Source organism: Devosia sp. XK-2 (assembly GCF_037113415.1).
Taxonomy (GTDB): Bacteria; Pseudomonadota; Alphaproteobacteria; order Rhizobiales; family Devosiaceae; genus Devosia.
In genome coordinates, this window is the sequence record NZ_CP146608.1 from 1213703 (window position 1) to 1231995 (window position 18293).

The following is an 18293-nucleotide window of genomic DNA, read 5'->3' on the forward strand; positions in this document are numbered from 1 at the left end:
TTCTGATTTGATTTCCATCATTGTGATCAAAGCAAGCAGCAATTCGTCACTTGTTTGAAGTTCGCGCTTGTGACAAGTTTTTTTGATGCGAATGACCTCATTGAGGAGCCCATGCGAGACGACGAAGAGGCTTCAAGTTGGCGGGGGCCGACGATCCGAGAGATCGCGGAAGTCGCTGGGGTCGGCCCCGCGACCGTGGACAGGGTTTTAAACAACCGGCAGGGCGTGCGGGAAAGGACCCGGAGAAGGGTTAATGAAGCGCTGGGCAAGTTGACCAGCGATCATGGGAAAGAAGCCACAACACTCAATATTCGGCTGCTCTGCGAGTCCGGCGAGACATTCAACGCGGCCATGGCGAGCGCCGTAGAACACGTGAACCGATCGGTGCGGGGCGCAACGGTGACGGGTTCTTACGTGATGACCAGCGCCATGGAGGCGGCGACATTCGCCGCCTCCATGCTTGGCGAAGGGGCATTGGCAGACGGGGTGGTTGTGATTGCTCGCGAACACCCAGCGTTCAACGGCGCGATCAGAAGGCTGGAAAGCATCGGTATCCCCGTCGTGTGCCTGACCACCGATCTGCCCAGTTCACGGCGCAGCGCCTACATTGGCAACGACCAGTATGCGGCCGGGAGTGTGGCCGGTCAACTGATCGGCAAGGCGGTGCCAAAGGAGCGACACCGTGTCCTGCTGGCCACCAGCGTTCCTTTTCGGTGCCAACAGGAACGCGAAATGGGGTTCCGCAGGGTTCTGCGCACTGAGTTTCCGCATCTAAGAATAGATGATCGTGTGGTCTCAGACGACGTCCCTGGGACGACTTTCGAGCACATCATGCGCTATATCGAAAGCAACGGCGCACCGGCTGCGGTTTACAACGTAGCCGGCGCAAACCGAGGCATAGCGATGGCTCTAGAAAGGGCCGGGGTTGCGCAGGACACGACGTTCGTGGGCCATGAACTTACGCAACGCTCCAAGAAGCTGCTCGAAGACGGCACGATGGACTATGTAATCTCACACGACTTTTCCGCGGAACTCGCGGCTGCCGTCAGATGGATCGGTGAAAAGCGCAGGGGCATCGAGTCCAGGCCTTGGACGTCACCCATTCTAGTGCATACGCGTTATAACTGCGAGTTGTAGCCGGGCTGCTTGGGTGTTCGCCCCTGGGGCCGTTGCGGTGCCCTGAGCGATCCGGCTGCTTTTGGGAACTCGCAAACGCTGTTAGAACGGACACTTCTGGTGCCGCTGAGTAGCCCGGTTGTCGTCAGCGACGAGGTGACCTTTACGCCGAGGTGCGGACAATCAACCTTCCCGGCAGCATTATGCTTTCGGCCGTGCGCCTCCCCATCACCATTCCTACCACTTCGTCAACCATACGGTCGATCGGTTGCTCGTAAGTGGTCAGCCCATATGCAGGCGTTCCACCAAGCTCGAAGTTGTCGAAGCCGACAACAGCGATGTCTTCGGGCACCCTTAGGCCATACGTGCCTCTTATCGCGTCCATCGCGCCAAGCGCTAAAATGTCGTTCTCACACATCAGAACGTCGATCCGCTCCTCAGCGGGGGTGACGTCAAGATAAGCCCGTATGGCGTACGCTCCGGCCTCATGGCTATAGCGATCGGCTGACATCTCGGCGATCTCCGAGACCCCGTGCTGGGTCCAAAATTCCCGAAAATAATGTTGGCGTCTTAGGGCGGTGGACAGGACGTGCGCACCTGACATAAACCCCGGCCTCCTATAGCCGCGCTGGTGAAGATGGTTCACGATCTCGGTGAGGGCGAGCTGGGCGTCGCAAACTACGGCTGGAACGCCGTCAATCTGACTGTCTCGCGCCAAGACATAGAGCGGCAGGGTAATTCGCCCCAAGCGCTTGTCCATGAGAGTTTCGTTGCGGAACGCGGTGCCGAATAGAACGATCGCATCGACCTGTCGTTGATCGGCATTGATCACCGCGCCGACATGGTCAAAATGCTTGTTGATGTTGATCAACATCGTCACGATGCCCTCGGCCTGCAAGCGCGTGGTCAGAGCCTCGAGATAGGGAAGCTTTTGCGGGTTTGCAAAGTCATCAACGAACACTGCGACCTGATGGGTAAGGTTCTTCGCGAGGCTTCGGGCCAACAGATTCGGTGTGTAGTTTAGCGTCGCGGCAGCCTCCAGGATGCGCTCCTTTTTGTCGTCCGCTATGGAGGCACCAGGCGTAAAGGCCCGCATAACCGTCCATTTCGAGACTCCAGCGGCCTGCGCGACGTCCCGCGCCGTGGCTCTTTTTTGCGTCATGTTCCCTCACTAAATAGAACAATCGTTCCATACCAATTTTTTTTGGAATAGGCACTTGCGTTTTTTACGATCTACCCTAACGTAAAGGAACTTGCACCCGGTAGCAAAAACATTTGCACCCGGTAGCAATGCCTAGAAGCCGCTCGAGCGTCGAGCAGCAAAAGGGGAGGAACATCGTGAAATCCATCGTCAAAAAGCTCGCCATTGGTGCGCTTGCCGTCGGCCTCGCCGTCAATACTGCCATGACTGTCCAGGCCCAGGACAACATCAGCATCATCGCCGTTACTCACGGCCAGGCGTCGGACCCCTTCTGGTCCATCGTTAAGAACGGTATGACCCAAGGCGCGACCGATAGCGGCGTGACCGTCGACTACCGCGCTCCGGAAACGTTCGACATGGTCGCCATGTCGCAGCTCATCGACGCTGCTGTGAACCAGAAACCCGCCGGCATCATAATTTCAAATCCGGATCCTGACGCCCTTGGGGCGTCCATCGATCGCGCGGTCGCCGCGGGCATCCCGGTGATCTCGATGAACTCGGGTATCGCCGCGGCGGCGGGCCTGGGCATTCGGCTCCACGTTGGCCAGGACGAGTTGCCCGCTGGTGTCACCGTCGGCGAGAAGCTCAGGGGACTCGGTTTGACCCACGTTCTATGCGTCAACCAGGAGGTGGGCAATGCCGCTCTGGATCAGCGTTGCCAAGGCGTGACCCAGGGTTTCGAGGGGGGCAAGGTGACGACCCTGCCAACGAGCGCGGATCCAGCCGAGATCGAAGCCAAGATTCAGGCGGCTATCACGTCCGATCCCTCCATCGACCTGATCCTTGGCCTGTCGGCTCCGCTCGTTGGTGAACGGGCCGTGGCCGTTGTTGAGAAGCTCGGTGTCGGTGACAAGGTCAAGGTCGCTTCCTACGACCTCTCGGCGAGCTTCCTGCAGTCAGTGGCTGATGGCAAAGCGTTGTTCGCCGTCGACCAGCAGCCATATCTGCAGGGATATCTGCCGGTCACGTTCCTCGCCCTCAATGCTCGCTACGGCACCATTCCGGCCGGCAACGTCGCATCGGGACCGAGTTTCGTGACGCAGGATACAGCCGCTCAGGTGATCGCCCTTTCCTCCGAAGGCATTCGCTAAGCTGCGGAAGGCGGCTCCCGCGCTCCACACGGGGGCCGCCACACAAATTGGATTGGTAGCGCGGTTAGATGCTCGATCGCCGCGCCCGTCTCGAAGACGAGGACCCCTAAATGAACGGCATCTCCAAAACGTCGGGCCCTGATCTCATGCCACCTGACGAGCGCATCAAGAAGGTGTCGCTGGTTACCTCACTGTTGCGCCGCCCGGAACTGGGCGCGCTAGCAGGTTTGGTCCTGGTAACAGCATTCTTCCTGCTGACCGCTAATCCTGCGATGTTCACGCTTGCGGGCATCATGAACTTCATGGCCCCAGCTGCGCAGCTCGGCATCCTTGCCATCGGCGCTTCCCTTTTGATGATCGGAGGCGAGTTCGATCTGTCCATCGGCTCCATGGTCGCATTCGCGGGTTTGGTGTTTGGAACGGCGCTGGTTGTCTGGCACCTGCCTCTGGGTGTTGCCATACTCTTCACCGCCGCATTCGCGGTTGGCGTGGGCGTGGTCAATGCTCAGGTGACTATGAAGACCGGTCTTTCCTCCTTCATTGTCACATTGGCCTTTCTCTTTGTTCTGCGCGGCCTCACGCTGGTTGGCCTGAAGTGGGCCAGCGGCGGCGCGACGCAGTTGCGAGGCATGAAAGAGGCGGTCGCCGGCGATCCGTTGGCATCGGTCTTTTCGGGCGACGCCTTTCCTGGATTGTTCACGTGGCTTGCTGAACGCGGCATGATTGAGACCTTTGCGAACGGCACGCCCACTGTGCCCGGCATTCCGGTCGAAATCCTGTGGTTCATCGGTTTCGCGCTCGTCGCCACCTGGGTTCTTTTGCGTACGCGCTTCGGCAACTGGATCTTCGCATCCGGCGGGGATGCCAAGGCCGCCCGCAAGTCTGGTGTGCCGGTCTCTCACGTCAAGACAACCCTCTTCATTCTCACTGCACTCTGCGCGACCCTTGTCGCCATCCTGACGGTACTTGACGCCGGTTCCACGGATGCTCGTCGAGGTTTTCAGAAGGAATTTGAGGCGATTATCGCTGCGGTCATTGGCGGCTGCCTGCTCACCGGCGGCTACGGTTCGGCAATCGGCGCGTTTCTCGGATCGATCGTTTTCGGCATGGTCCTGATCGGGCTCACCTACACGTCGATCGACCAGGATTGGTACCTGGTTTTCCTGGGCGCCATGCTGCTGATCGCGGTCATCTTCAACAATGTCATCCGCAAGCGCGTTACGGGAGAACGCTAGTGTCCCAGGTGCAAGCTCCGCTCGTTGAAGTCAAAGACCTCGTCAAACACTTCGGTTCGATTATCGCCCTGAACGGCGTTTCGCTCAGTATCAAGGCAGGTGAAGTCCACTGCTTACTTGGCGATAACGGCGCCGGCAAATCGACGCTCATCAACACCCTGGCCGGCGTTCACAGGCCTACAGGTGGCGACTTTCTCGTGGACGGAACGCCGCGGACATTCGGCAGTCCGCGTGACGCGCTCGATGCCGGTATCGCCACCGTTTATCAGGATCTAGCGATGATCCCGCTGATGTCGGTCACCCGCAACTTCTTCATGGGCCGCGAGCCGATGACGGGGTGGGGGCCGTTCCGACAGATGAATATGGCCATGGCCGATGATGTGACGCGCAACGAGATGAAGCGCATCGGCATCGACGTGCGCGACCCGCAGCAGGCCGTTGGCACGTTGTCGGGCGGCGAGCGCCAGTGTGTCGCCATCGCGCGTGCGGTCTATTTCGGCGCCAAGGTGCTGATCCTGGACGAGCCGACCTCAGCACTGGGCGTCGCGCAGACGTCGATGGTGCTCAAATATATCGGCCAGGTCCGCGACAAGGGCCTGGGTGTGATCTTCATCACCCATAATGTCCGACACGCCTTTGCCGTCGGGAACCGCTTCACAGTGCTCAATCGCGGACGGACGCTCGGCACTTTCACCAAGGATCAGATCGGGATCGACGAACTGCAGAACCTGATGGCGGGCGGCAAGGAAATGCAGTCGCTTTCCGCAGAGCTTGGCGGCACGATTTGACCAACGAACTGGCCGCACCATCCGTAGCGGCCTTCCCATTATGACTACCCTCGGAACAGACTTTCATGTCCACCAAGAAGATTAATTTCGGCCTCATCGGCGCTGGTCGCATTGGCTCATTTCACGGCGAGACTGTCGCCCGCCGCCTAAAGGACGCCGAACTTGTAGCCATCGCCGATCCGGCGCCAGGCGCCGCCGCCAAACTGGCTAACTCACTCGACGTCGCCAACGCGTATAACGATGTGGCAACCCTTCTCACTCATCCCGGCGTAGACGCAGTGATTATCACCACTCCGGCCCGCTTCCACACCAACCTGCTGGTGCAGGCCGCTGAAGCCGGAAAGGCCATCTTCTGCGAGAAGCCGATGGCTTTGACGCTAGATGATGCCGATCGGGCAATCACCGCCGCCAAGAAGGCAGGCGTTCCCCTACAGGTCGGTTTCAACCGCCGATGGGATTCGTCTTTTGCAGAGGGCCGCGCCGCGATCGACGCTGGCAAAATCGGCACGCCGCAACTCATTCGTTCGCTGACCCGCGACCCCGGTCCGTTTGGCGCTGATCCCGCGCGCGTTCCGCTCTGGACCATCTTCTATGAAACCCTGATCCACGATTTCGACACGCTCCTCTGGCTCAATCCCGGTGCCAAGCCGGTAGAAGTCTATGCGATCGGCGAAGCCCTGGTCCGCCCCGACGCCAAGGGCGACGGCTTCCTTGATACCGCGGTCGTGACCATCCGCTTCGACAATGGGTCCGTCGCTGTCGCCGAGGCCAACTTCTCGGCCCTTTACGGCTACGACATCCGCGGCGAAGTGTTTGGTTCCGCCGGCATGGTGGCCATGGGCGATGTGCGCCGTTCGAGCATGACCCTGTTCGATGCCAACGGTGTCTCCAACGACACCTGGCGCCGCGATACCGATCACTTCATCCATGGCTATACCGCTCAGCTCGGTTCTTTCGTCCGGTCGGTTCGGGCGGGCAAGCTCATCGAGGGGCCCACCGGCAGCGACGCCCGCAACGCGCTTGCCATTGCTCTGGCCGCTATCCGGTCCGTCGAAGCCAAGGGGCCGGTCGTCGTCGCCTGACGTCGGCATCGGCCTGGCAGGGGAGAGACCATGCCCGAACTGAACAACCAACCTGGGCAAATTCGGATCGGCGTTAGCCCGCTTAGCTGGGTCAACGAGGTGCTGCAGGAATTCGGCGCAAACACGACGGCCTCCCAAGTGCTCAGCGAGGCATCGGTCGCCGGCTTCCAAGGTGTTGAACTGAGCCGCGCTTTCCCCTCGGATGCCGCTCAACTGGGACGTCTGCTGAACCAGCACGGCCTGCAACTGGCGTCTGGCTGGTATTCGGGTTTCCTGGCGGATCGCTCCTTCGAGGAAGAATGCGAAGCGGTTGTCAATCATGCCACCCTGCTCCAGACATTGGGCGCTAGCGTGCTGGTCTATGGCGAATGCGGCCGGATGGCCGAGAATGCCCTGGATATTCCAATGTCGGGGCGCCTTCGCCTTGAACAAGGCGAGTGGCCCGCCTATTGCGAGCGCCTTTCGCGCTTTGCCGCCCACATCGAGAGCCGCTTCGGTCTCAAGATCGTCTACCACTACCATCTTATGATGGTGGCCGAGACGCTTGAGGAAGTCCGCAACCTGATGCGGTCAACCTCGCCTGATGTGCGGCTCTTGCTCGATACCGGCCACGCCTATGCAGCTGGCTTCGATTACAACCACCTCATCGTCGAGTTCGGTGCCCGTATCGACCACGTCCACCTCAAGGATGTCAGGCAGCAGGTGCTCGATCATGTCCGGCGCAACGACCTCACGTTCAACGACGCCGTCCGCGCAGGCATGTTCACCGTACCCGGTGACGGCGTCATCGACTTTGCGCCCTTGTCGCGTTTCCTGGTCGATAGCGCCTATTCCGGTTGGCTCGTCGTTGAGGCCGAACAAAATCCCGAGCTTTTCCCGCCGCTGGCGACCGTGACGCGCGCCAATCAGTTTGTCCGCCAGCACGTGCTGCCGGCACCCCACAACACCTGAAGCCCGCTTCTGCCGGCACAGCTACTTGGAGATCGGAATGGCATTCCTATTGGCAGCCTGCGCAGAGATGCTGTGGCGCGACAAGCCCATCGAATGGCGGGCCACACGCCTCAAGGAGCTGGGCTTCGGAGTCGGCCTTTGGAACTGGCCGGAGCACGATATCGCCAAGCTAGAGCAGACTGGCGCCGACTTCACCATCATGAATGGCTATCTGCGTGGTCGCCTCACCGATGACGAAGGCGCCGTGGAGCTGCTGACCACTGCGCGCGAAACCGCCCGCATCGGCAAACGCCTGGGAGTGAAGCGGCTCAACCTTCATGGCACGGGGCTGGGCGATCGGGGCCTGCCCGTTAGCCCCATCGAGGTCGTCACCGGCGCGATGTGGCTCAAAGCCGAGGATACCCTGCGCAGGATATGCGATCTGGCCGACGATGAGAACGTCACCTTCACACTCGAGAATCTCAATCTACCAGTTGACCATCCGGGCGTCCCGTTTGGCCGCGCCGAGGATACACTGGCTTTGGTTTCGGCGATCAATCACCCAAGGCTGCGCCTCAACCTCGACCTTTATCACGCCCAGATCGGTGAGGGTAATCTGATCGAGCTGTGCCGAAAGTCGCTGCCCTGGATTGGGGAAATCCAAGTTGCGGACGTACCCGGCCGGTTTGAACCCGGCACGGGCGAAGTGAACTGGCGTGGTATTGCCAAGGCACTCGCCAAGATGGGTTATGACGGCCCCATCGGCATGGAAGCATGGGCAATCGGGGACGCCGATGCGGCACTTGTCGCCTTCCGCGAAGCCTTCACCTTGGACGACTGAGCCTTGTCTGCCCTGCAGCGATGGTGGCCGACCGTTCTCCCAGATGTCTTTGCAGGCTATCCTAGGCAGCTTTGTCTGAAGTGTCTTGGCCACGTCGACGTCATCGCTCAAGTGCTGCAGCAGGATAGCATTTGGAGCACGGTCGACGGCGGTACTTCCGCTTATCGCAACGCGCGAAAATGGGGTCTGTCCGGCAAATGGGACATGATACTCGCGGTTCTATACGAGAGCGGCGCAACGGAAAACTGGCCGACGGTTAGTCGGTGGGGCGCTGAACCCTTCAATTCGTTTGGCTTCCCGAACTCGGGCGTTTTCACCATAATCTCGTTACGTCAGGCTTTAGTTTACAAGCATGAGGGGGGGCCTGCCCTTGATGAACCCATGCCTATGCAGCAGCTCTTTCAACGGGCTGCAAACTGGCGGGTCGCAGTAAACTGGCGGGTCGCTGAAAACTGAGGGACGCACGGGGAAACCCGGGTTATGCTCGATACTGTCCAGCGCTTGGCGAGAGGGCTACCCGGCGCCAGCCGTCGATCTGCGCCGGGTGAGATGCCCGGCGTATCCTGGTAGCCCTACTTGATCTGCACGACGACCTTGCCTTTGGCGCGGCCTGTCTCGATATAGGCCAACGCCTCGTTGGCGGCGCCGAACGGAAAAACACGGTCGATCACCGGTTTGATCGTCCCCGCTTCGAGTAGATTGGTGATCTGACGCAGTTGCGCGCCATCTGCTTTCATGAGCAGGAACGAGTAGTTGACCTTCCGGGCCCTAGCTTTCCTGCGGATGCTGGAGCTCATTAGGCGTACACCAAACTGAAGCACCCAATGGAAGCCCTGCTGCCTGGCGAAGGCAGGGTCGGGGGGACCCGAAATGGAGATGAGCTGGCCGCCGGGTTTGAGGACGTCCAGCGATTTTTCGAGCGTTTCGGCGTCAAGGCTGTGGAGGACGACGTCATAACCCGAAAGCGCTTTCTCGAAGGCTTCCTTGTGATAGTCGATGACCACATCGGCGCCCAATGTCGTGACGAGGTCCTTGTTGGCCGCGCTTGCCGTCGTTGCGACAGTGGCACCGAGGTGCCTCGCCAACTGAATGGCAATGGTACCGACGCCGCCTGAACCGGCGTGGATCAGTACCTTCTGGCCTTTCCGGATGTCTGCGCGCTCGACCAGGGACTGCCAGGCCGTCAGGCCCACCAGGGGGATGGATGCAGCTTCGATCATGGTCAGGTTGGAAGGCTTCAGTGCGACGTCGTCCGCCTTCACGGCAATGAACTCGGCCAGCGTGCCGATGCGGCCATCGGGGACACGCGAATAGACCGCGTCGCCGGGCTTGAAATCCCGCACATTTCGACCCACTTCAGCCACAACGCCAGCAACGTCATGCCCCAGGACGAACGGCAGCTTATACGGCAGGATGGCCTTGAACTCGCCACTGCGGATCTTGGAATCGAGCACGTTGAGCCCCGCCGCATGGACCTCAATCAGGACGTCACCATCGCCCGTCTCTGGCATTGGAATATCGCCCAAGCGTAATGCGTCCTGTTTGTAGTGATCGAGGAGATAGGCTTTCATGATGTAACTTCCAGTTGACCGACAAATGCGGCGAGGTGGTGCGGCAGGGTCGACAGCGATCAGTTGGAGATGCGGTAGCGCTCCGCGGGATGCATATTCCCAAAGCCGGGAAGCATGGCGTGTCGAGCGGCTTGGTAGTTGTCCCACTGGGCCGCCTCGGGCAGCGGAGGAATGGTGATCGTCTCGCGGCGGTCAAAGCCCACTAGGGCCGCATCAACCAGCTCGTCCACCGTCATCATGGTCGGCATGGCACTGGTATCGGCACCGGCGCGCTGCCAGATTTCGGTGGCTGTGGCGGATGGCAGCACGGCTTGCACATAGACGCCCTTGGGTGCCAGTTCGTGGTTCATGCCTTGGGACAGGAAGGTGACGAAGGCCTTTGTGGCGCCGTAGACGGTCTGGCCGAACTCGGGAACGAGGCCGACGACCGAAGAAATATTGATGATCGAGCCGGCGCCCGCTTTTGCGAAGCGACTGGCGGCGACATTGGCAAGCCGCAGCACCGAGGTCGTGTTGAGCGCAACCAGACGTTCGATATCGTCGAGCGACTGTTGGTCGAATGCACCACTGAGAGCGGCGCCGGCATTGTTGATCAGAATGCCGATCTTCTCGTCATCGCGTAGGCGGCCTTCGACGTTGGCCAGATCGTCGCGGTTGGTCAGATCGGCGCGAAGAATATCAATGGCGACCCCGGTATCCTGCCTGAGCTTGGCGGCCAACGCTTCCATTCTCGCGCCATCGCGGGCGACCAGAACCAGATCGTGGCCGCGCCGGGCCAGGCGATCGGCATAGGTTGCACCAATGCCCGATGAGGCGCCGGTGATGAGGACAGATGGCAGCTTGGTCATAACGGATCTCTTTGGTTTTTACATGATGATCATCATCATTGTGGATAAATATGATAAGCGTCATGAAAATGTCAACGGCTCGCTGACGGAATTATCCCAGAGCCGGAGCACGTGCCGCTGCCGCCTTGTCCCAAACGGCCAAAACTCCTATATTGATGACATTCATCATATATGCTGATGGTGCCGCAACGCGGAGCTGTCACGTCCACTGAGGCAGGCAATGAGAGTCACACGCGAGCAGATGGCGCAAAACCGCATCCGGATTCTGGACGCCGCCAGCGAGCTCTTTCGCGAGAAAGGCTTCGATGCGGTAACCGTCTCCGAGGTCATGAACGCCGCCGGGCTAACCCATGGCGGCTTCTATGGCCATTTCGACTCCAAGGAAGACCTGGTCGCCAAAACCATCGACCATGTGTTCAAGGTCGATTCCAGCGCGCCGTTCAACCTGTCGAGTTACGTCGAGCGCTACCTTTCACCGCTCCACCGCGACAATCCAGGCAAGGGTTGCCCCACAGCAGGCATGGCGGCGGGGACGCGCCATCAGAGCGCAGCTGCCCGCCATGCCATGAGTGATGGCACGCGCGCGCAGATCGACAGAATTGCCTCGGGGATCAAAGGCGACCCGGCCGAGCGCCGCCGGCTGGCAATCGTCAGTTGGGCCGCAATGGTCGGCGCCATGACCATCGCGCGCGGGATTGAAGATCAGGCACTGTCTAACGAGCTGCTATCGGAGACCCGGACCTGGATCGATGACGCAATCGGCGAGGGTGTCCAAGGCAATTGAACGACCGCCTTCACAATACGGCACGATGTCCGCTTTCGGGCATTCGCGAAGGCTGATCAAACGGCAGGAATGGGGCGCGTTGCGGTCGGTCGCGCCTCTGAACAATGAGAACCGAACGCTGCTACTGATCGGACGGCCGAACTGCTTTTAAGCTGCGGTCATTTCTCTGTTCGTTTATGATGTTTGAACACGCTCGTCGCGCAGTCGATGAAAGCCCGAAGCTTGGGCTGCAACTGGCTCTTGGTCGGAAAGTAGAGAAAGTAGCCGCTGTCTGACGGTAGCTGACTTTCGAAGTAGCTCTTGAGCGTACCGCTGTGAACGTGCTGCGCTACGGTAGCAACCGGCAGGAAGGCGAGGCCGTGACCATCGATGGCAAGGCTCGTTATGGCCCTGAGATCGTCCACAATGATGTGCCGGCGAGGCTGGATGGACAACTCCTGGCCATCTCGCACGAAACTCCAGCGATGAACGCTGTTGGCGCTCCGAAACCGGTAAAGAATGGCGTCGTGGTCGAGCAGGTCCTCTAGTTGCTGTGGCGCGCCGTGCTGTGCGACGTAGTCGGGGCTGCCCACGATCGCCCATTTGATTGGCGGCGATATTCTGACTGCCACCATGTCCTTGGCCACAGACTCCCCAAGTCGAATGCCTGCGTCAAACCCCGACCCTATGAGGTCGACCAAGGCGTCGTTTACGGAGATCTCGAGGGCTACGGCGGGATATTGAGCGCTGTATTGTTTGATCACGGGACGAAGCAGCGGCTCAATTGCCAGTGTCGGCACAGTCAGTCGCAGTGTTCCGGTCGGCGTTTCCCCTAAAGCCGCGACGGACTGGAAGCCTTCTTTTGCCTGTGCTGCTGCGGATAGGAGGTGATCGGCGAGTACACGTCCAGCTTCCGTTAATGCAACCCGCCGCGTCGTTCGCTGAAGGAGGGCCGTGCCTGCTCGGGCTTCCAAGGCTCGGACGGCTTTGCTTATTGCCGTGGTGGTAACGCCCAATGCCTTGGCGGCCTGGGTGAAACTGCCATTTTCGGCAACCGCAAGAAACGGCGATACATGGTCAAAAAGGCTCTTGTCAAACGTCAATTATGCACCCCTGGTTCACACTTCATGTCGCATTCAGTATCTTTTGGCAATGGTAGCCACGAGCTACGTCATTGTTCTCAGCAAGGAGAACACTATGACTACGCAGACGTGGTACATTACGGGCACCTCGTCGGGCCTTGGCCTGATCCTGACCGAAAAGCTGCTGCGGCGCGGCGATCGCGTTTTCGCCACTGTCCGGCGGGCAGGCCCGCTTGATACGTTGCAGGAGGAATTTGGCGAACAGCTGATTGTCGATCACCTCGACGTGTCGGAGAACGGCGCCGCGCGCCTGTCCGTGGACCGAGCCTTCGATCGGTTCGGACAGATTGACGTCGTCGTCAGCAATGCAGGGTACGGGTTGTATGGTGCTGCCGAGGAGGTGACGGGCGCCCAAATCCGTCATCAGATTGATACTAACCTTATCGGTTCAATCGACGTTATCCGGGCCGCATTGCCGCATTTGCGAGAACAGGGCGGTGGCCGCATTGTGCAGATTTCCTCGGGAGGCGGTCAGGTCACTTTGCCCAACTACAGCGTCTATCATGCCACCAAGTGGGGCATCGAAGGGTTTGTGGAAGCTGTGGCCCAGGAAGTCGCAACCTTCGGCATTCAGTGCACCATAGTCGAGCCGGGCGCCGCCGCGACCAATTTTCTGCGGAGTCTGGACTCCACCCCGGCAATGGACGTCTACAAGGACACTCCGTCGGGGAAATGGCGCGAACTGATCGCGAGTGGCGCGTTCGACGACTTCGGAAATCCCGAGAAGATGTGTTCCACGATCATCGAGTTCATAGATAGTGGCGACCCCGCACTGCGTTTGCCACTCGGCGTACAGACCGCCGATTTTATAGAACAGACCCTTCAGAAGCGCTTGGAGGACATGCGCGCCGTAAGGAGCTACTCCGTGGCAGCTGATTGATCTGATCCTGGCCCCTGGATGCGTGGTGCGGCGGCTGGGGCGGACAATTCTGCCAAAAGAATAGACCAACACACGTCCGGCCGATGACAGTTGACTGCCAGGCCGGACGCTCTCCTCTTCAATGCTATCCTGTTAAGGCGATCAAAAAAGCTTCTGTCAGGGCAAAGGCCGCGAGGGCGATTGGACACATCGTGCGTCCAGGCTCATGCCTGTTCAGTGCCGGATCGCCCGACTGTGCGGTCCACTGGTATGCGCCCCTAGGTTAAGCAATTGGACGCTACTGAATGGCAAACTGAGCAAGTGCATTCGCCTTACCGACACGCCTAGGCCGTTTGCGACGATGGGTGTTTATAGGCAGGGCGAAGTAAGTATCCGTCGCATACGATCGCTCTTGCTGTCCTAGCGCTGTCCGAAGCGCGCCTTGGCCGCATCGGTAAAGGGCATGAACAAGCTGACGGCAGAGCCTTCAGGGTCTCGAATCTGGAACGTCCGATTGCCCCAAGGCAACAGCTTGGGCTCATGTACTATTTCTGCTTTGTCTTTGAGCCTTTCAAACGCAGCGTCGATGTCATCGACCATAAATTCAAGGATTGCAGTGCGGTTGGCGCGTGGCTTCGAACTCCCCGCACTGAACAAGGCGACTGTTTCCGCACTTCCGATGGCAAGTGTGCCGGCTGAGGTGACGATTTCGGCGAATTGCGGCGCCAGCCAGGCGGCGGCTTTTTCTGTCACCATCTCATAGAACGCCACCATGGATTTGATATCGTCGGCAATGAGGCGGACGGATGCGAACTTCATGACATTTCCTTTGGTTCTGTGCGGTTGTCCAACGACGGCTTGCGCAGAACAGGCATGTAGCGCATTGCTGCTGCCACCGTTATGTCAGCAGGAGTCATGAGGCCGTGCGGCGCGCAGACCGCCTTTTTCAGATCATTCAGATATTGCGCCGCTCGAACCGCCCCGTGACGGGCGCTGCGTTGGCGGCCGAGTTGGAAGTGTCCCCGCGCACGGTTTATCGGGACGTCGCCGCGCTTATGGCGCAACGGGTGCCGATTCAGGGCGAGGCAGGGTTCGGCTATCTCCTGGCGGACGAATACGACATGCCACCCTTGATGCTTACCCCGGCGGAGCTCGAGGCTATGGTGCTTGGCGCGCAATGGGTCGCGATGCGCGGCGATCCGCAGCTCTCACCTGCTGCTCTGGATGTTCTTGCCAAGATTGTTATGGCTGTTCCCGCTCACCTCAGACCCTTCGTTGCCGAGCCGAGCACTGCGGCGAGAACGCCTCTGAATGCGTTGGCGGAGCAAGCAGATACAGCGATGATGCGGGAAGCAATTCGCAGGCGGATGAAGATGTTCGTGGCCTACGCGGCTGAGGACGACAAGCGGACGGAGCGCACAGTCTGGCCAGTTGTGCTCGGCTATTCGGACACGCAATGCGTCCTGATCGCATGGTGTGAGCTACGGCAGGCCTTTCGGCATTTCCGCACCGACAGGATAGTGGCCGCCGAGATACTCGACCTACCCATCCCAGCAACCCGTAGCGCGCTGGCTCGACGTTGGGAGGCTTGGCGGACTGCGGAACTTGCACAGGGCATAGGGTCAACACCGAGGTGATCAACAGAGCTGACAGAACCTGATCATTGGACAACTACTTGCTCCGGCGGCGTCGACGAAGGCCCTCTCACAAACAGGCTGACGGCTATCCATGTGTCGTCCTGCAGGATGCAAGCGGTGCCTTGAGGGTTTATCGCGAGGTTCGACGTGCCATCAGTCCGGCGTCTGGTGCAGCACCAGAGGCTGCGACCCCGTATTGGATTTCGCGTACCCTATCCATATCATCCGCAGCGTCCACGAAACAGTAGGAGGCCCTGGCTTTTCGACCCCGTCTCACCCACTTTTGCGCCACACCATCCTTCAATCGATTCCTACCCGACACTTGCGGATCGAAATTGGATTCATTCGTTGCCGCGACGCACCGGCACACGTTGCAAGCGAGAGATATACCCGAATCCAGGGCGAGCATGGTAAGGCCGCGGAGCTTTTCTTGGTACTTTTTGAGGCAAAGCTTGGTGAAGGCCTTCACCTGCTCCTCGGTCATACTGCCCTCACGCAAACCATCAAGCGAGCGCTCGCTTTCGAGCGTTAGGACACAAGATAGCTGTCGGGCGACCCGCCAGTCTCGTGTGCCGAGACTGAAATCCACATATGCGTCAGAGCCTGGGATGCGTCGGCGTCAATAATAGGCTTGGTTACGGAGGCTGCAAAACTGGACTGCTCTGCACATGTTGGGGCCCTTTGTGTGAGGCCTTGTGTACGACGGAGCCGCAGCGAGAATTTCGCTTTCAGCTTCTAATTACAGCGGCTTGATTGAAAGTTTGGCTGGGGAACCTGGATTCGAACCAAGATCGACGGAGTCAGAGTCCGCTGTTCTACCATTGAACTATTCCCCAGCAGATGCCTGCTGGCAGGTCGGCGCGGCGGCCCTTGGGGCGGCGAAGCGCGACGGGGGTCTCATTAGACAAAGCTGGCACCGAATGCAAGCGGGACGCGGCGGGATTATGCCGCGCTGGGGAAAATTCCTTGTTTTGCCGCTATCGGGGCGCGGTGGACCATGGTTATGGGGCAGGAGCGTCGGCCGGGTGGCCGACCTTGTCCGGCATCGGGGCGCCGGCGGCCGCGTCGCGACGCGGAAAAGCCTGGAGGGCGAGGGGGCGCGAGCCATGCCGGGTGGGCATGCCTGACGCGATGGCGCTGAAGTAACGCTTTGCGTTGCGCTTGGGGCTGCCTTGCTCTACCGTCATTTCCGACAACGCAACATAAGGTGCGTTCGGGCGCGGCCGGTTCAAACGGTCCTGCGACCGCGCACCAAGGAGCCAAAAGTGACCGAACCTGTTCGGTCCGCCCTGGTCTCGGCCCTTGTGGACGAGGCCGGAGCCGGCGTCTCTTCCGGCACAGACCGGGAGGGCAGGGGGCGCGCTTCGCCGCCTCGCACGCCGGATCAACGGACCCCAAACGCCCCCCATCCCAGGCGCGGTCGCGGGCCGCTTTACGCGGCGCTGGATCTGGGAACCAATAATTGCCGCCTGCTCATCGCCCGCCCGCATGATCGCGGCTTCCGCGTGCTGGACGGCTTTACGCGCATCGTGCGGCTGGGCGAGGGCGTGTCGGTGACTGGGCGGCTGTCCGACGCGGCCATGGAGCGCACGCTCGATGCTTTGCGCCAATGCCGCAACAAGTTGCGCGACCACCAGCCCACCCGCATGCGGCTGATCGCCACCGAGGCCTGCCGCGCCGCCGAGAACGGCCCCGCCTTTCTCGATCGCGTCCGCAATGAAATCGGGCTTGATCTCGAAATCGTCGACCGCCGTACCGAGGCCGAACTGGCCGTCACTGGATGCGCCGACCTGATCGACAGCGCGGCGCAGGGCGCCTTGATGTTCGATATTGGCGGCGGCTCATCCGAACTGGCATGGCTCGATTTCCGCGGCGGCAGGCCGCGCGCCCAGGGGCGCATGTCGGCCTCGATTCGCTCCTGGCAGTCGCTGCCGGTGGGCGTGGTCTCGATCGCCGAAAAATTCGGTGGCGTCGATGTGACCCCTGAGGTTTTCGAGGCCATGGTCGACTATGTCGGCTCGCATCTGAGGCAGTTCCGGGGCCGCGAAAAGCTCAAGCAGATGATCGGCACCCATCCGGTACACCTGATCGGCACCTCGGGTACGGTCACCACGCTGGCGGGGCTGCATCTGGGCCTGGAACGCTATGAGCGGCAAAAGGTCGATGGGCTCTGGATGCGGCGCGACCAGGTGGACCAGACGATGCGCGCGCTGCTCGGCATGCCCTTTGACCGCCGCGTCGCCCACCCCTGTATCGGCAAGGATCGCGCCGATCTGGTGCTGCCCGGCTGCGCTATTTTCGAGGCTATCCGCCGCGAATGGCCGACCGAGCGCGTGCGCGTGGCCGACAGGGGGTTGCGCGAGGGGATCTTGATCTCGTTGATGGATGCCGACCGCTCGCATAAGCGGCCCAATCGTTACCCCAGGAGGCAGGGCAATGGCCAATAACAAGGCTCTGGGCACGGGCGGCCGGAAGTCCGACAAGGACCTTAAGATCCGGGTGAAGACCGCCAAGGGCCGCAAGGTCGCCTCGACCAAATGGCTCGAGCGCCAGCTCAACGATCCCTATGTGGCGCGCGCGCGCGCCGAAGGCTATCGCTCCCGCGCGGCCTTCAAGATCAAGGAAATGGACGAAAAGCAGCGCTTTTTCAAAAAGGGCATGCGCGTCGTCGATCTGGGCGCGGCGCCGGGCGGCTGGTCGCAGGTAGCGGCCAAGGCCGTCGGCTCGACCGTCGAAAATCCGCTGGTGGTCGGCATCGACTATCTCGATATGGACCCTATTCCCGGCGTTATCCTCTTCAAGAAGGATTTCACCGAGGACGATGCGCCGGCCTTGCTGATCGAGGCCCTGGGCGACCACAAGGCCGATGTGGTCATGAGCGACATGGCCTGGCCCACGACCGGCCACCGCGCCACCGATCACCTGCGTATCGTGCATCTCGTAGAGATCGCCGCCGATTTCGCCATCCAGGTACTGGCGCCGGGCGGATCCTTCGTCGCCAAAGTGTTTCAAGGCGGCACCGAGCATGAGCTGTTGCACATGCTCAAACGCCACTTCTCCTCGACCTTCCATATCAAGCCGCCCTCGAGCCGCAAGGACTCGGCGGAGGCGTACCTCGTTGCGAAGGGGTTTAAGGGCTCGACACCGGCCGACGGCGAAATCACTCCGGTGGAGTGATTTCAGGTGTCG

18 protein-coding genes and 1 tRNA gene are annotated in these 18293 nt (G+C 60.3%); 13 read left to right on the plus strand and 6 right to left on the minus strand.

Features of this window, described 5'->3' with window-relative positions; translation table 11 throughout:
- The first annotated feature begins 54 nt into the window (after nt 1-54).
- Nucleotides 55-1137: a LacI family DNA-binding transcriptional regulator gene (locus V8Z65_RS05790; protein WP_338723130.1), complete on the plus strand. Its 1083-nt coding sequence runs from the start codon at nt 55-57 to the stop codon at nt 1135-1137.
- Nucleotides 1138-1279: 142 nt separating this feature from the next.
- Here the strand turns inward: V8Z65_RS05790 and V8Z65_RS05795 are convergent, their stop codons facing one another.
- Entirely contained in the window at nt 1280-2278 is a 999-nt protein-coding gene (locus tag V8Z65_RS05795; RefSeq protein ID WP_338723131.1) for a LacI family DNA-binding transcriptional regulator, read from the minus strand.
- Nucleotides 2279-2454: 176 nt separating this feature from the next.
- On the opposite strand from V8Z65_RS05795, the gene V8Z65_RS05800 reads away from it, so the two are divergent.
- From V8Z65_RS05800 to V8Z65_RS05830, 7 genes are all read left to right on the plus strand, one after another.
- Complete coding sequence (locus V8Z65_RS05800) at nt 2455-3408, plus strand: sugar ABC transporter substrate-binding protein (protein WP_338723132.1); 954 nt, start codon at nt 2455-2457, stop codon at nt 3406-3408.
- A gap of 110 nt (nt 3409-3518) precedes the next feature.
- Entirely contained in the window at nt 3519-4643 is a 1125-nt protein-coding gene (locus V8Z65_RS05805; protein WP_338723133.1) for an ABC transporter permease, read from the plus strand.
- Nucleotides 4643-5431, plus strand: a complete 789-nt coding sequence (locus V8Z65_RS05810) for an ATP-binding cassette domain-containing protein (RefSeq protein ID WP_338723135.1) — start codon at nt 4643-4645, stop codon at nt 5429-5431. The genes V8Z65_RS05805 and V8Z65_RS05810 overlap by 1 nt, the downstream gene beginning before the upstream one ends.
- 65 nt (nt 5432-5496) lie before the next feature.
- Nucleotides 5497-6513 (plus strand): Gfo/Idh/MocA family oxidoreductase, encoded by a 1017-nt coding sequence (locus V8Z65_RS05815; protein WP_338723137.1) that lies wholly within the window; start codon nt 5497-5499, stop codon nt 6511-6513.
- Between the two features lie 30 nt (nt 6514-6543).
- A complete protein-coding gene (gene iolE, locus V8Z65_RS05820; RefSeq protein ID WP_338723138.1) occupies nt 6544-7464 on the plus strand; it encodes a myo-inosose-2 dehydratase in 921 nt (306 codons plus the stop codon).
- A 37-nt stretch (nt 7465-7501) separates the two neighbouring features.
- Nucleotides 7502-8284, plus strand: a complete 783-nt coding sequence (locus V8Z65_RS05825) for a TIM barrel protein (protein WP_338723139.1) — start codon at nt 7502-7504, stop codon at nt 8282-8284.
- Between the two features lie 3 nt (nt 8285-8287).
- Nucleotides 8288-8740 (plus strand): hypothetical protein, encoded by a 453-nt coding sequence (locus tag V8Z65_RS05830; protein WP_338723140.1) that lies wholly within the window; start codon nt 8288-8290, stop codon nt 8738-8740.
- A 116-nt stretch (nt 8741-8856) separates the two neighbouring features.
- Here V8Z65_RS05830 and V8Z65_RS05835 read toward each other — a convergent pair whose 3' ends face one another.
- Nucleotides 8857-9855 (minus strand): NADP-dependent oxidoreductase, encoded by a 999-nt coding sequence (locus V8Z65_RS05835; protein ID WP_338723141.1) that lies wholly within the window; start codon nt 9853-9855, stop codon nt 8857-8859.
- A gap of 59 nt (nt 9856-9914) precedes the next feature.
- Nucleotides 9915-10703 (minus strand): SDR family oxidoreductase, encoded by a 789-nt coding sequence (locus tag V8Z65_RS05840; RefSeq protein ID WP_338723143.1) that lies wholly within the window; start codon nt 10701-10703, stop codon nt 9915-9917.
- Nucleotides 10704-10923: 220 nt separating this feature from the next.
- Between V8Z65_RS05840 and V8Z65_RS05845 the strand changes: the two genes are divergently transcribed.
- Entirely contained in the window at nt 10924-11487 is a 564-nt protein-coding gene (locus V8Z65_RS05845) for a helix-turn-helix domain-containing protein (RefSeq protein WP_338723144.1), read from the plus strand.
- Between the two features lie 158 nt (nt 11488-11645).
- Here V8Z65_RS05845 and V8Z65_RS05850 read toward each other — a convergent pair whose 3' ends face one another.
- Entirely contained in the window at nt 11646-12569 is a 924-nt protein-coding gene (locus V8Z65_RS05850; RefSeq protein WP_338723145.1) for a LysR family transcriptional regulator, read from the minus strand.
- A 94-nt stretch (nt 12570-12663) separates the two neighbouring features.
- Between V8Z65_RS05850 and V8Z65_RS05855 the strand changes: the two genes are divergently transcribed.
- The gene (locus V8Z65_RS05855) at nt 12664-13488 is read left to right on the plus strand and encodes an SDR family oxidoreductase (RefSeq protein ID WP_338723146.1); all 825 of its coding nucleotides are present in this window, start codon (nt 12664-12666) and stop codon (nt 13486-13488) included.
- A 399-nt stretch (nt 13489-13887) separates the two neighbouring features.
- Here V8Z65_RS05855 and V8Z65_RS05860 read toward each other — a convergent pair whose 3' ends face one another.
- Nucleotides 13888-14286: a VOC family protein gene (locus V8Z65_RS05860; protein ID WP_338723147.1), complete on the minus strand. Its 399-nt coding sequence runs from the start codon at nt 14284-14286 to the stop codon at nt 13888-13890.
- A gap of 104 nt (nt 14287-14390) precedes the next feature.
- Between V8Z65_RS05860 and V8Z65_RS05865 the strand changes: the two genes are divergently transcribed.
- Complete coding sequence (locus V8Z65_RS05865; RefSeq protein ID WP_338723148.1) at nt 14391-15104, plus strand: YafY family protein; 714 nt, start codon at nt 14391-14393, stop codon at nt 15102-15104.
- A gap of 762 nt (nt 15105-15866) precedes the next feature.
- On the opposite strand, the gene V8Z65_RS05870 is transcribed toward V8Z65_RS05865, so the two are convergent.
- Nucleotides 15867-15940, minus strand: a tRNA-Gln gene (locus V8Z65_RS05870).
- A 429-nt stretch (nt 15941-16369) separates the two neighbouring features.
- Between V8Z65_RS05870 and V8Z65_RS05875 the strand changes: the two genes are divergently transcribed.
- Nucleotides 16370-17551: a Ppx/GppA phosphatase family protein gene (locus tag V8Z65_RS05875; RefSeq protein ID WP_338723149.1), complete on the plus strand. Its 1182-nt coding sequence runs from the start codon at nt 16370-16372 to the stop codon at nt 17549-17551.
- Nucleotides 17541-18281 carry an RlmE family RNA methyltransferase gene (locus tag V8Z65_RS05880; RefSeq protein ID WP_338723150.1) on the plus strand — a complete coding sequence of 247 codons (741 nt, stop codon included), beginning with the start codon at nt 17541-17543 and terminating at the stop codon, nt 18279-18281. Before V8Z65_RS05875 ends, V8Z65_RS05880 begins: the two co-directional genes overlap by 11 nt.
- Nucleotides 18282-18293: the final 12 nt, after the last annotated feature.